Origin of the sequence: Bradyrhizobium sp., assembly GCF_016219575.1 — a bacterium.
Lineage (GTDB): Bacteria > Pseudomonadota > Alphaproteobacteria > Rhizobiales > Xanthobacteraceae > Bradyrhizobium.
Genome location: NZ_JACRMG010000018.1, coordinates 40,617 through 52,567, shown reverse-complemented (window position 1 = coordinate 52,567; position 11,951 = coordinate 40,617). Strand labels below are relative to the sequence as shown.

15 protein-coding genes and 1 tRNA gene are annotated in these 11,951 nt (G+C 57.4%); 7 read left to right on the top strand and 9 right to left on the bottom strand.

Going from position 1 to position 11,951, the window contains the following annotated elements; genetic code table 11:
• The first annotated feature begins 152 nt into the window (after positions 1-152).
• The 3 genes from HZB49_RS15780 to HZB49_RS15770 all read left to right on the top strand — a co-directional run bounded on the left by HZB49_RS15780 (position 153) and on the right by HZB49_RS15770 (position 1,483).
• Complete coding sequence (locus HZB49_RS15780; protein WP_291612915.1) at positions 153-536, top strand: phasin family protein; 384 nt, start codon at positions 153-155, stop codon at positions 534-536.
• A 278-nt stretch (positions 537-814) separates the two neighbouring features.
• Complete coding sequence (locus tag HZB49_RS15775) at positions 815-1,243, top strand: phasin (protein WP_291612913.1); 429 nt, start codon at positions 815-817, stop codon at positions 1,241-1,243.
• Positions 1,244-1,406: 163 nt separating this feature from the next.
• Positions 1,407-1,483, top strand: a tRNA-His gene (locus tag HZB49_RS15770).
• Between the two features lie 71 nt (positions 1,484-1,554).
• Here HZB49_RS15770 and HZB49_RS15765 read toward each other — a convergent pair.
• A complete protein-coding gene (locus HZB49_RS15765; RefSeq protein WP_291612912.1) occupies positions 1,555-2,541 on the bottom strand; it encodes a site-specific DNA-methyltransferase in 987 nt (328 codons plus the stop codon).
• A 122-nt stretch (positions 2,542-2,663) separates the two neighbouring features.
• On the opposite strand from HZB49_RS15765, the gene HZB49_RS15760 reads away from it, so the two are divergent.
• From HZB49_RS15760 to HZB49_RS15750, 3 genes are all read left to right on the top strand, one after another.
• Positions 2,664-2,867 carry a helix-turn-helix domain-containing protein gene (locus tag HZB49_RS15760; protein ID WP_291612910.1) on the top strand — a complete coding sequence of 68 codons (204 nt, stop codon included), beginning with the start codon at positions 2,664-2,666 and terminating at the stop codon, positions 2,865-2,867.
• On the top strand, positions 2,860-3,555 hold the full coding sequence (locus tag HZB49_RS15755; protein WP_291612908.1) for a hypothetical protein: 696 nt from the start codon (positions 2,860-2,862) through the stop codon (positions 3,553-3,555). Before HZB49_RS15760 ends, HZB49_RS15755 begins: the two co-directional genes overlap by 8 nt.
• 245 nt (positions 3,556-3,800) lie before the next feature.
• Entirely contained in the window at positions 3,801-4,085 is a 285-nt protein-coding gene (locus HZB49_RS15750) for a hypothetical protein (protein ID WP_291612906.1), read from the top strand.
• Between the two features lie 245 nt (positions 4,086-4,330).
• On the opposite strand, the gene HZB49_RS15745 is transcribed toward HZB49_RS15750, so the two are convergent.
• The 6 genes from HZB49_RS15745 to HZB49_RS15720 form a co-directional block, all read right to left on the bottom strand.
• Positions 4,331-5,161 carry a hypothetical protein gene (locus tag HZB49_RS15745; RefSeq protein WP_291612904.1) on the bottom strand — a complete coding sequence of 277 codons (831 nt, stop codon included), beginning with the start codon at positions 5,159-5,161 and terminating at the stop codon, positions 4,331-4,333.
• A gap of 60 nt (positions 5,162-5,221) precedes the next feature.
• Positions 5,222-5,635, bottom strand: coding sequence for a hypothetical protein (locus tag HZB49_RS15740; RefSeq protein WP_291612903.1), 414 nt, complete (start codon positions 5,633-5,635; stop codon positions 5,222-5,224).
• 61 nt (positions 5,636-5,696) lie between these two features.
• Complete coding sequence (locus HZB49_RS15735) at positions 5,697-6,191, bottom strand: hypothetical protein (protein WP_291612901.1); 495 nt, start codon at positions 6,189-6,191, stop codon at positions 5,697-5,699.
• Entirely contained in the window at positions 6,188-7,756 is a 1,569-nt protein-coding gene (locus HZB49_RS15730) for a hypothetical protein (RefSeq protein ID WP_291612899.1), read from the bottom strand. Before HZB49_RS15730 ends, HZB49_RS15735 begins: the two co-directional genes overlap by 4 nt.
• Positions 7,757-7,763: 7 nt before the next feature.
• The gene (locus tag HZB49_RS15725; RefSeq protein ID WP_291612897.1) at positions 7,764-8,216 is read right to left on the bottom strand and encodes a hypothetical protein; all 453 of its coding nucleotides are present in this window, start codon (positions 8,214-8,216) and stop codon (positions 7,764-7,766) included.
• Between the two features lie 277 nt (positions 8,217-8,493).
• Positions 8,494-8,898: a hypothetical protein gene (locus tag HZB49_RS15720; RefSeq protein ID WP_291612895.1), complete on the bottom strand. Its 405-nt coding sequence runs from the start codon at positions 8,896-8,898 to the stop codon at positions 8,494-8,496.
• Between the two features lie 857 nt (positions 8,899-9,755).
• Here HZB49_RS15720 and HZB49_RS15715 point away from each other — a divergent pair.
• A complete protein-coding gene (locus tag HZB49_RS15715; RefSeq protein WP_291613049.1) occupies positions 9,756-10,181 on the top strand; it encodes a response regulator in 426 nt (141 codons plus the stop codon).
• 476 nt (positions 10,182-10,657) lie between these two features.
• On the opposite strand, the gene HZB49_RS15710 is transcribed toward HZB49_RS15715, so the two are convergent.
• Positions 10,658-11,554, bottom strand: a complete 897-nt coding sequence (locus tag HZB49_RS15710) for a hypothetical protein (RefSeq protein WP_291612893.1) — start codon at positions 11,552-11,554, stop codon at positions 10,658-10,660.
• Between the two features lie 126 nt (positions 11,555-11,680).
• Positions 11,681-11,944, bottom strand: coding sequence for a helix-turn-helix domain-containing protein (locus tag HZB49_RS15705; protein WP_291612891.1), 264 nt, complete (start codon positions 11,942-11,944; stop codon positions 11,681-11,683).
• Positions 11,945-11,951 lie beyond the last annotated feature (7 nt).

Sequence of the window (11,951 nt, the reverse complement as noted above, 5' to 3'; positions counted from 1 at the left end):
CGCCCGCCGATAACCTTAACCCCTGCCGGAGCTTTCCGGCGCCGTCGGCGTTAGGCATTGCAAACGGCAGCGGGAAGTCCACGATGCCGGCAGGCCGCCGCGGGTTGGCGGCCTGGGACGGACGGGTCAAACGGTGAAAACAGGAGTGCCGCATGAGTGACGATGGACGTGATCCCTTCGCGATTCCGAAGGATATGCGTGCGATGGCGGAGGCGAGCTTCGAGCAGGCCCGCAAGGCCTTTGACAAGTTCATGGAGAGTGCGCGGACGACCGCGGGCAATATCGAGGAGCGGCGCGAATCCGTGCGCTCCGGCGCCAGGGAGATCGGCGGCAAGGCCGTCACCTATGCCGAGAAGAACGTTCAGGCTTCCCTCGACTACGCGCAGTCGCTGCTCAAGGCCAAGGATCTGCCCGAGGTGATGAAACTGCACAGCGAATATGTGCAGTCCCAGATGCGTGCGCTGTCCGAGCAGGCGAGCGAAATGGGCCAGATCGTCAGCCGCGCGGCCATGGATGCCGCCAAGCCGAAAAGCTGAATTTGTTCAATGGTTGGCGGAACTCTCGGGCCGGAACCGGAATCCGGCTCGGTCTTATTATATCGCATCACAATTATACTTGTGCGGCATCGCAACAAATTTCATTGCATTGCACAAAATTGACATGATAAGGGTGTCTTATGTGCTCGCCCGATGAGGGCACCCCCAGACTTCCGAAGAGTACAGCGTGATCCAGTCCGTCGCGCCCGGCCCATCATTCCGGGACGCACGCATGGGGTCACACAGGTTTCACCTCACGACCCAAGGATGCACCCTCCATGTCGACCGATCCGTTCTCCGCCTCCATCATCCCGTTTGAAGTTCCCGAGCAGGTCCGCGCCTTCGCCGAGAAGGGCGTTTCGCAGGCCCGTGAAGGCTACGCCAAGTTCAAGGACGCCGCCGAGGCCCATAACGGCACCATCGAGGCCGTGTTCACCAGCGTGAACAAGGGCGCCAGCGCCTACTCCGCCAAGGTGATGGAGTTCATCAAGGCCAACTCCACCGCCTCGCTCGACTTCGCCCAGGAGCTGTTCGGCGTTAAGTCGCCGGCCGAAGCGCTGGAGCTGTGGAGCTCGCACACCAAGAAGCAGCTCGAGGCCTACACGGCGCAGGCCAAGGAGCTCGCCGAGCTCGGCCAGAAGATTGCGACCGAGACCGCCGAGCCGATCAAGGCCACCGCCGCCAAGTACTACAAGCCGGCCGCCTGATATTCGATCTGACTTGAGAACAAAGGCCCGGACCCGTCAGGTCCGGGCCTTTTTGCGCCGGAATCGTCGTCCGTGAACGCAACGTTCCGGCCTTGCCAAAGCCGGTCGTTGCACCTAGTTTCCGGCCAAATCGAGCCCCCTTTTTGCAGGGCGCGATCGGGATGCAGTTGTAGCTCAGTTGGTTAGAGCGCCTGTCTGTGGAACAGGAGGTCGGTGGTTCGAGCCCACCCAACTGTACCAACTAGATCAACCGGTTAGCAGTGCCCTGTTTGTTCGATACCTGTTTGGGTACCGAATTTAGGTATCGAACGTCAGAAACCTTCAAAGCGGAATTTGCTGCCGACCAAATATTCTTCCACGTCGTCGAAAGCGAGCCATCGTCGACTGAGAGTCTCGGCAACCGACCCTGTCGTGTTCGATCCTGCGAACGGATCGAGCACCACGTCGCCTTCCTCTGTCAGCATCTTGATAAAGAACTCGGGGAGGGCACGCGGATATCGCGCGGGGTGGACCTTGAGCCCTGCTTCCTTGCAACGCAGCGTGTACACGTCATTGGCTGCGTTGTTCCCCATGATCAGGGTGTTTGACGGAGGATCGCGCTCCTCCTCAAACATTTCTTGCTGAATGAAATTGGAGGGGATGGCTCCTTTTCCTTTGATCTCCGACCAGCTCGCATTGATCTTGTAGCCCCCGGGTCGCGTCGTCTCTCTGAGGCCCCGCTTGTTCAACCTGATCATGTCGGCGCTGAGACCTTGCGTGAGCACGCGTTGATTGGACGCCTTGGGCCACGGAGTCTTGGAGAGCCACCACACGTATTCAACGCTCTCCTTGATCCTGATCTTGCGGACTGTGACCCATTCTGCGGGCATCGGCATCTTGGCAGGGTTGTACCAGAAGCATTCCTGGGCAAGGTGAAATCCGATCTCGTCAACGAGCCGGATCAGGAGTCGATAGTGATAGAGGGATTTGGTCGGGACGCCCTTATTGTAGCTGCCTCCGATATTGAGAACCAAGCTCCCGTCATCGGCCAGCGTGCGATACATCTCGCGCGCAAATTCTAGAAACCAATCTACGTACTCGTTCTTATCGACGTTCCCGTATGCCTTCTTGAAGTGCAGGGCGTAGGGAGGGGATGTCACGATCAGATTGACTGATCCCTCCGGGATGTCGCGGAGCCCGACAAGGCTATCGGTCAGATAGGCTCTGCCGAACGCTGTTTTGTAGTACGGGGTGAGCGTATTGAGGGGCTCGCCTTCTTCGTGTTTCGATTTGCGAGGCTTGGCCGCAGACTTGGTCATCGTTCATCCGAGATCATTTGCTGTGCGGATTGTAGCGCACGGCGTGCCCGTCGTTTGACTTTGTCCGCACGAATTGGTGTAAGCGCCAATCTACCCACAGATGAAATAGTAATAGGTTGCATGTGTCAACCGATTTCCGGGCAGAAGATTGGATTTCGCAAGCTGAGGCTGCACGGCTTCGGCAAGTGTCGCGTCAGGCGATTTCCAAGCTTGTGCGCGGGAACCGCATTCGCACTATCGAGATCGGCGGCCACGTCCTGATCCGCCGCGAAGACATCAAGAATTTTGAGCCGAAGAAGGCGGGTCGTCCGAAGCGTCATGGATGACTTTGAGAAATTGCGCGCAGCTGCTCGTGCTCTGACGCCTGATCAGAAGCAGCAAATTTTCGCGGATATCCGGGACGGCGTTCTAATCCATCCGCTTGAACGTCAATTCCACGTCAACGCAGAAATCATCCTTGAGGCGATCCATCGTGCGCCCGACATCACGCAACGCGGCGTGCGAGGATTGATCGCGGAGTTGACGTTCGTCATCGACATCATGCCCAAGATGGAAGCCGAAGGTTGGAAAAACGATCCGCCTATCGGCGAACAGGCATACGATGCTCGCCTCAAGAAGGGTAATCAGAGCATCCGCATCCAGGTCAAGACGCAACGGAGAGCCAAGGGCGTCGCCATGCAACGTCGCAATGGCTTTCACGTGGTCGAGGTGCAACGGACGCGGACAGGAACTGACGGGGAGGGGCAAGCAACGCGGCCCTATCGGTTTGACGAGTTCGATCTGCTCGCGGTTTGTATGCAGGCGTCGACGGGATCATGGCATTCGTTCATGTACATCCCGTCTAAATCGCTCAAGCCAAAGCGAAAGGCTCCGGAGCAGATCAACACTATGCAGGCCATTCCCGCGTTCGGTGATGACGGGGTGTGGAGCAATGATCTCGCCACCGCGCTGGGTCGAGTAAACGACGCTGTTGAAGCAGCGGCAGGTGACGCTCCGATGCTGAGTTTCGAATAAGCTCATCGCCGCCTAGGACGATAATCATGTGAACGGATGAACAATTGAAAGTAGCTGCCCCATGCCGTTCAAACTGTGGTTGGATTGACACCGGTTTTGCCGTCTGGGAGACTTCAGTCGGCCCCGTTGCCGAGCTAGCCGGCAGCCTAACTCCTCGCCCTGCGAGGGTGGATCCGTAATTCTCGTATCCACCGGGGTCTCTGCGCGAAGGCGCAGGCTAGAAGCCCCTAACCCTGAGGGCTTCTATGAAGATCAAATTCAACAGAGACGATGTGTTCGTTGCGGAACTGCAAGTGAAGCGGCTGGCCAGAAAGCTGGCTAACGCAAGGCAGCTCTATCGCGAGATCAACGGAAATCGAAATGTGGAGCTGGTATGGGAACACATACCTCAGCGGCTTCAGAAGCTGTTCACTGCCCATTTTGACAGGGTCGCAGCGATGAGTGAGTCGGGTGAGCTAGACGAAGCCAAAGCGAAGCGTGATGCCGTCCTTGCGGAGAAAGATCGTCACAGTTTGCTAGGCCCGCTTTAGCAGAGTTGCCCCGCCGCCGCCCAGGAAAGGAAAACGGCGACGGGGCCGTTCTCGATCACGTTCGCCGCGTGATCGAATTGCCCGCCGCGTCGGGCAAAGGTTTTGGAGAACCTGACCGCGGGCTGTCGGGGTTGTTTCTATGAAGCGGACACTCGCCGACTTGTCCGCCCCGGGCGTGAAGACCGTCAAGAAACCGCCCGGGCCAAGCCCTCCGCTGTGATGCGCTCGAAGCGGAGGGGAACCGATCACGCCGCTTTCGCCTGTGATTTCGACACGACGATGCCTACCAAGGCCTCAACACCGACGTTCGGCCGATGCCCAATGATCGTGCCCTCTTCCTCAGCCGCATCGATATGCCCGCATTCCGCGCGTTCGCAATCCGCAAGCTCGGCTGCGATTGCGGCGAGGCGTTCGGCTTTTTCCTTGACCGTCAGCGCGAGTTTCGGCTTGGGCATCGCATCGACCATTTCGTTGATTTTGGCCTCAAGCTGTTCGGGCGCGATCCACGCTAAGAGTGCAAGCGTGTCGAGCACAGGTGCATAAGCCTGCGGGTCCATGTACGTGGCTTTCAGGTCGAATTTGTCATGCGTCGCAATCAGCGCAGGCTTTGCCTTCAACGCGCGATCAATGATCCATCGCTTTGCCGCGGCCTTGATCTCGACCGCAGGTAACGCAGCGAGTTCGGTTTCAGCGCGTTGCATGTGCAGGTTGACGATCTTTTCGCGCAGCGCCGTGACGGCCTGTTGCCGGGTCTGCCCGTTCAGCTTGACTTTGACTTTCTTCGCCTCCTCGACTTCCGCATCGGGCGGCAAGGTCGCGAGATAATGTTCGATCCTCGCGTTGAGGTCCGCGAGTGTTCTATGACGTGCTTGATGAGGCACCTGCACGTCCTGCAGTCGTGCAATTTCATCCTGCCACGCTGCGGCCTTTGGGCCGTGTGGATTGATGTCTACTGCGCGCTGCAACTCGGAGATCGTGCGCTGGTTCGACCGCATGAGGGTCAACGCCTGCTGCTCCTGATCTTTGAGTGCGAAGATTTTCGCGAGAGCGCGGGCGGGGAGTTCATCGTTTGTCATTGTTCACCTTCCTGTTTGGGTTTTCCCCCTGTGAGGGTTCACAGGGGGGGTCGCTTTTGATCAGGGCTTCCATGCGGCCTGTACGCGGCGATCACGGTCCGCAATTGCCTGATCGCGCGCCGCGAACAGCTGGGCGTTCGGCGCAGTCACCGGAACGAGAGCCGCGGGCTCGCTCGGCTTCGCCGTGTCGATCACGGGAGGCGGGTTGCGCCAGGCATCGCGAATGCTCGCGTCCCTCGCCTCTCGTGCTGCGTCGCCAGCCGCGTAAACGTCCTGCGTTGTGCCCGCGAAGCCGGGTCGGTGCTGACGTCCATCGAACTGCTCGTTGCGCTTGACGGCATCGGCGAGTGCAGCTGCAGCCGCAAGGCCAGGATTTGCCACATCCATCATCCGCATCGGGACGGTCATTCGGTCACCGTCCTGAAGAACGCCGTCGCGGCGAACACGCTTGCCGTATTTATCGATTACTTCCATTGGTCTGTTCCTTTTCGAGGGTTGGTTTACTCAGTCACACGTTGCGAACTTTCTTCATCGCTCAGCCCGTGATCGTGGTGCCGAGCATGACAATCTTCTCTGCGTCATAGTCGGACGCTTGAAACCACTTGCTGTAGATCTGACGTCCCCTGTGCGTGATCTCCCGCGTGATCACGTCGTCGCGCATCTCTTCCTCTGATCTCCCTGCCAGAGAGAACGTGTGGACTGCACCTTCGGCGTCTGTGATCGTGAAATGGGGCCGGTCACCATCGAGGTGGAGGGTGACGTTCTGTGCCAACTTGCCTAACCTCGTCCTCTGCACGTACTCCGCATGAAAAATGTAGAGCGCTTGATCGTGGTGGGCCGCATCGCACATGGTGGAATAAAGGTTCGTTACCGTCTTGTAGATTTGGCCGTGATCGTTCACGTAGGTGTCGGTGAACGTGTGCGAGAACATGTCCGCATCTCCACCGCGGGGTAGCTGGCGCTTTTTGAGGTAAGCCTGCCCGTCATAGATCGAGAAGAACGGGTAGATGTTGTCACTGTGCTTAGTCATCGGATTAATCCTCTTGCGGTCTGCATCTGAACGAGTGACGCCAATCGCTGGGCAGCGGGGCTCTGCTCTCGCGACGAGGACGGATCGATTGAGCCGACCCATGCCATCGAGGCGTCGTACTTGTATTTGCGGACACCCATGCTGGTGAGGACGCCGGCGACTGCGTTCGCAACGTCGTCATGTCCGCCGGGGCCGTGGTCAATCGAGTCCTTCCCCGCCCGACTTACTTTTCGTTCAAGGCCGAGCAACTGCGTTCGCAATCGTGCATGGTCGAGGAGATCGCACGTCTTGGAGTTCAGGAGCGGGAGAAACTCCGAATAAATCTGGCTCTTGGGCTTGAGCGAATGTTCGAGCGTGATTTGATGCTCGCGGAACGCCTCGACCGCGAACTCTGCGGCGAAGCGATCAGCCGTCACCTTGCGGATGCCGTACTGCTTGAGGGTCTCGCAAAGGTCAGAGATGACGGCTTTCGGCGAGAACGGCGGTTTCTTCTCCCTGATCACGTCGAGCACGGGCACTCTGTCTTCGACGTGCCCGATTGCGAGCGTGAAGCTGTCCTTGCCGGAGCCGCCCGCAGGGTCTGCAAAGGCGTAGTAGCGCCTGCCTGCAATGTACGGGCGCTCGCGTTCCTCTGCCGTGACTGCGTCAACCGCTTCGGCTGAAATGAAGGCTTCAACGTCTGTGCGGAACTGTGCGCCATATTCGGCTGACGCCGACACGGGGTCGCGCTCGTATTGTTCCTTGAGATAGTCAGGATCAATCGAGGGGTTCATGGTCTCGGTCGAGGCCTGCCACGACAAGACCCGAGGATCATCCTTGCCGTGATGCTGACGATGCATGTCCCACAACACGCCCTTGCGGGCATACGGCGAGGACGCAAGTAGGAGCATGGCGTTGGGGATCGTCGCCATCGACGGGCGAATTGCCTTGATGACTTCGGCATCGGGGTTTGCGCCTTCATCAGCCCAAAAAGCGATCTCGTCCGCCAAGGCGGCCACGCAGGTGGCCCCGCGAACCGAACGAAACGACGCGGTGGTCACTTCGATTGCGACGCTGTTGCTTAACTCCAAGCCGAACTGCGTCTCGCGTTCGATCAGTCGCGAGAGCATGGGCAGTTTGAAGAAGGCCTTGACGTAGCGGAGGATGATTTTCGCCTGATCGCGGTCTGCGGCGAGAACCTGAACGACGCCACGCTCACCGGGGTCTAGATAGGGCTTGTAATCGACGAAAGCCGCGAGCCAGGTCGCAATCAAGGCGAGGACGCGTGACTTGCCTCCGCGTCGGCCGACGACGAGGACAAGTTCGCGCATCTGTTCGGTCGGAGGGTCTGTGCGGCCTGTACACTTGCGATAGATCGCGAGATGGTCGCCCGTCATGGGCAGACCGAATGCGGCGCCGATCAGGGCTTGCCATGCGATCCAGCTATCAGGGTCTTTGAAGAACGGAGCGAACAGTCGGGGATCGGAGAACGCTTCAAGCAGTGTGAGGTGGTTTGATTTGCGAGGGCGGCGAGGTGGATGGGGGGCTTCGTCGTCAGGGTCTTCGAGGCGAAGCCGCTTGATCATGCCCTAGTCACTCCTCCTCGTCCTCGTCGAGGCGTGCCCTGCGGCGTGAGCCACCACCGCGCGCATACTCCAACGGGTCTGGAATGTCGTCGTCATCGCCATCGGCCTTGGCGTCAAACAAGCCGATCTTCTTCATCAGACGCGACTGCGTGTTTGACAGGCGCTGATATTCCAGTCGCTCGTCGAGGGTCGTCACGCCCGTCTTGACGTACTCGGCCTCGGAGTCTTCGAGCACGCATTGCAGGAAGGCGATGCGGCGAATGTGATTGCGGGTGGTCTCGCTAACGCGACTGTCGCCGCCACAGTCATGGGTGTATCGGAGCACCAAATCGGAGAAGCGACGGCCCCGCGGAGAATCCGTTGTCGATATGCGTTCGGCGAACAATCTGCGCCCTGACGTGACGGCAGACAGGTTGCGTTTGCGTTTCGGCTTGGCGTTTTGTTTCAAAGTGCCATGCATGTTGTTGCGTCGCGCTTGACGAATACTTGCCTCTATTTCTTGTATCGATGATACCCAACGGGCTACCCATGTCTATCCTGAGGTAGAAAATGGCGTTTTTTCCGGTGATTTCCTCGGCGATTACGAGTGTTGACCACCTGTTCGATAATCAGGCGGTCACAAATCAGCGTCGTTCGATGCGACGAAGAACTAAATAGAACAGTGGGTGAATGCGCGTGTTGCACCAAAAATTAGGTGTCTTCGCGGGCCTCGTTCTATCGATTTGAGACTAGGCGAACTATTCGTCGCGTGCTCTTGCCTGCTTCTTCATGAACTGCCGTCGATAGCGTGCGAGGTCATCACGGTCGATCAGGCCGACCTCCAGTAGCAACTGCAGTATCTCTTTCATTTCAGTGCGAATGTTGGAGATCGTCAGACCCGTGATGGAGTACCCCTGCTGTTTCATCGTTTCACATGCATCGAGGTAGCTCATGTCATGATCGAGCACTAAGTGCCGAATGCGTTTCTTGACGCCTCGTGCGTTTTGATACGCCTCCGACATTTCGACTTGTCTTGCTTTGCGGTTTTCCGCTTCAGGCTTTCCAATATAGCGGTTGGGTTTGACGCTGCGCGCGAGCTTCTCTCCCTTGACCCTACGTTTGAAGCCGGGGCCGGCGTGGGAGTAATCGTTATTCATGTCCATTGGGGTGGTCCCTCGTTCTGATTGTCGAGGGCAGGGGACGTTAATCGCCTTTTGCCGCGGTGACTAGGCGACGTGGCTCTCGATGTTGGGCGCTGGGGTATCGATTGCCGCCGCTAGGAGCGCAGATGAGTGGGGGTACGTCGTTTGACAGTCCGTCACCCCGTTTTGCGCAAAACCGCTTGTGCCGCCTCTGCCGCTTAGAGGAAAATCCGGCCAGCCACGGCCGTTAGGACGTCCGTGATCGGTTTTCCAAGAGGGCCGACACGATGGCATGTCCGCCGCACGCCCCGATCTGGCCGCACCAGGTCGGGGTATTTTTTTAATTTTTTTCGACGCACCCGGAACACATTTTCGATTTCATGTTTTTCCCAACGAGTGAGAAAGCGGGTGTTCAAGTGTTGAGTCGGAACTATTTCATTCAGCAAGCAACCACGTTGCTGAAGTTCGCGAAGGAGATCCGGGACCCGACCCTTGCGGTTCGCGCCCTCGATAAGGCCGCGGAACTCAGCGAGCATGCAGAGGAAGCGCCGGAGGCAATGGACGTAATGCCTCTCGCGCCCGAGGCCCATCCCCACTAGCGCAGTCTAGGAGTCGCGGTTCTTCCCTGCAAAGCTCGCCATCGTGTGCCATTCAATCGCAAGTTCCGACCATTGCTTTCTGGTCTCGGAGTCAGTCGCCTCCCGCGAGCGCTGTTCGGCTTCCAAGGCTTTCAAACGATACAGTTCCGATTTGCTTTTCAATCGCATGATTTCTTGCCCCAGCGGAGTACCCCAAACCGGGAATTCGGCCTTTGGTTCCAGTTGTGTTCACTTTGGTACTGTTATGCGGAACGAACGCCCTTGAAGCGCGTTCAGATCATGGAACTTTTGGCAGGACGGGAAAAAGTGGCAGAGTTACCGATTGTGCTTGTGGTCGAGGACGACCCTGAAATTCAAGCGATTGTCGAGGACGCGTTGGAAGAGGGCGGCTATGAAACGGCTATCGCGGCGTCCGCCGAAGAAGCTGTAACCCTGCTCAAGGGCAATGTGAGTAAGTACAGGGCGCTCGTCACGGACATCAATCTCAAGGGAACCATGGACGGCTGGCAAGTCGCGAAACAAGCCCGCTTGATCGATCCAGCATTTCCAGTCGTCTACACGACGGGTGCCGCCGCGGATTTATGGCCCTCGCACGGTGTCCCTAACAGCATTCTGCTGGAGAAGCCGTTCGCCCCCGCCCAACTCGTGACTGCCGTCTCCCAGCTTCTGAACGCGGGCACTGCGTCGCCATCGATTTCTCCATGACGCTGTGATGCATTTTTAATAAGTGTGCCTTCTAATCCGGCCACCATGCCGGTTTCTACAAACCCTTTGAAGCGCGACTTCTACGTCTACACGTTCAGTGTGGCTGGGTATCCGTTTTACGTTGGCATCGGGCGTTCGCTGCGCGGTCCAGATCGGCTTCGGTACGTGCGATCCCTGACAGCATCGAAACTAGCGACCAAGAGTTTGAGCGTGCGGGTAATGGCCGTCCTCGATAAGACGGTCTCGATCAAATATTCGTTCACGCGAAAGCCATTAAACAGGGCTCAGGCGCTTGCCTTAGAGAAGGAGACTATCCGTCGCTTGGTGCGCAACGGGTTCTTGCTGACGAATTGGCAGCACAACCCATATCGTCACACCGATACGAATAAGGCCGTAAACGCGGTATTGCGCAAGCGGTTAAGGCGTCCTTCTTATTAGCCAAACATATTGCATTTGCAGCGCCCATCCCGTTGCATTCATTCGCAATTAGCCATTTTCCCTTTAGGAAGCCACGAGTCATTGCTGATATCGGCCAGACATCGCACAACGGAGATGTTCCGCTTCTTTGCAAAATCAATCACGCCCTGCACGGTCTCGTTGATCCTGAGCAGATGCTGTCCCAATCTTCTATCAGTGTGATATTCGAAGCCACGCCTTGTGACGTACACACGCGGCTTTCGCGCTGTCAGCGTGCGTTTCTTCTGCCCGCGCTTTTTCGTCAGGCCGTTGCTGTATACGCGTCCCAGTCGTGCGAAATCGAATGTGCACAGTCTGAGCCTGCGTTGCCACAGCGCTCTGTGATCGAAGTCGATGAGGTCTTTTATGCCGTCTATATTCATGCGGCGGAGAGCGGCTACGCCGCACACTCGCCATTCAACGTGGAGGCAATAGAGTTCTCCCGTCAATTTTGCGAATTCGGGTCTATAGGCCACTAAATTCGTCGGTGCCCATCGTCGATCTGTGTATCGGGTCTTTTTGTAATATCGAACTTCGCCGCGATGCCCACGCTTCACCGAATGCCGATTGAAAAATTCAAAGGCTTGGTCGCGAGCTTCCTCAGTGTCAAATATCAGGTCCAGCGTGAATTCCGCTTGATTGAGAAAAGTGCCGTCGACCGAAGCCAAGAATGGAAGTAATTCTGCGCTGGGCTGTCTCGCTTCTACGCGGCGAATTAATCGCTGATCGAAGCGTGATTTATGCGCAGGCCTGTCGAGATCAGTGCCGCCGGAGCCGCATTGGCTTTTGATGTACGCCGTTTCATCATCGTCAAATTCACGCTCGATCCAAAACGCGATCTTGTCATTGTACGCGTATATGGCAATCGGCAAGCAGGGCTTGTCCGTTGGAGCGAGGTCACCTATCGTTGTGTGCATGGGCCGTCGCCTTTGTGGGTGATTGGTTCTGTCATGAGCTTTGACTTTCGCGGGTCGTTGTTCGTGATGTTGAGCGCACAACCATGACCCCACACTGTCCAGCAACGGTGTGGGGTCTTTGCGTTTTTATGGCGCGCTGCGCTTTGCGTATTTTTCGACGAGAGCTTCGAGATCGCTTAAGCGGAAAAAGCGTTTGCCGCTTCGTTGCGGCTTTGCACTCGTGTTCAAGAACACCGGTTTGAGCTCGCCAGCTTCAATCAGCCGGCGAAGATGCGAGACGGAGATGCCGCCCAGCATCGTGCGTGCTTGATCACGCGACACGAGAAGCGGTGTCGGCTGGGAGACGGGTTTCGATTTTGATTTTGAGTCGAACGGAATGACCTCTGACATGACGCGC

Bases quoted from the DNA above. Each gene is read 5' to 3' on its own strand.
- HZB49_RS15780 (WP_291612915.1), top strand. From the start codon at position 153: ATGAGTGACGATGGACGTGATCCCTTCGCGATTCCGAAGGATATGCGT.
- HZB49_RS15775 (WP_291612913.1), top strand. From the start codon at position 815: ATGTCGACCGATCCGTTCTCCGCCTCCATCATCCCGTTTGAAGTTCCC.
- HZB49_RS15765 (WP_291612912.1), bottom strand. From the start codon at position 2,541: ATGACCAAGTCTGCGGCCAAGCCTCGCAAATCGAAACACGAAGAAGGC.
- HZB49_RS15755 (WP_291612908.1), top strand. From the start codon at position 2,860: ATGGATGACTTTGAGAAATTGCGCGCAGCTGCTCGTGCTCTGACGCCT.
- HZB49_RS15750 (WP_291612906.1), top strand. From the start codon at position 3,801: ATGAAGATCAAATTCAACAGAGACGATGTGTTCGTTGCGGAACTGCAA.
- HZB49_RS15745 (WP_291612904.1), bottom strand. From the start codon at position 5,161: ATGACAAACGATGAACTCCCCGCCCGCGCTCTCGCGAAAATCTTCGCA.
- HZB49_RS15740 (WP_291612903.1), bottom strand. From the start codon at position 5,635: ATGGAAGTAATCGATAAATACGGCAAGCGTGTTCGCCGCGACGGCGTT.
- HZB49_RS15735 (WP_291612901.1), bottom strand. From the start codon at position 6,191: ATGACTAAGCACAGTGACAACATCTACCCGTTCTTCTCGATCTATGAC.
- HZB49_RS15730 (WP_291612899.1), bottom strand. From the start codon at position 7,756: ATGATCAAGCGGCTTCGCCTCGAAGACCCTGACGACGAAGCCCCCCAT.
- HZB49_RS15725 (WP_291612897.1), bottom strand. From the start codon at position 8,216: ATGCATGGCACTTTGAAACAAAACGCCAAGCCGAAACGCAAACGCAAC.
- HZB49_RS15720 (WP_291612895.1), bottom strand. From the start codon at position 8,898: ATGGACATGAATAACGATTACTCCCACGCCGGCCCCGGCTTCAAACGT.
- HZB49_RS15715 (WP_291613049.1), top strand. From the start codon at position 9,756: ATGGAACTTTTGGCAGGACGGGAAAAAGTGGCAGAGTTACCGATTGTG.
- HZB49_RS15710 (WP_291612893.1), bottom strand. From the start codon at position 11,554: ATGCACACAACGATAGGTGACCTCGCTCCAACGGACAAGCCCTGCTTG.
- HZB49_RS15705 (WP_291612891.1), bottom strand. From the start codon at position 11,944: ATGTCAGAGGTCATTCCGTTCGACTCAAAATCAAAATCGAAACCCGTC.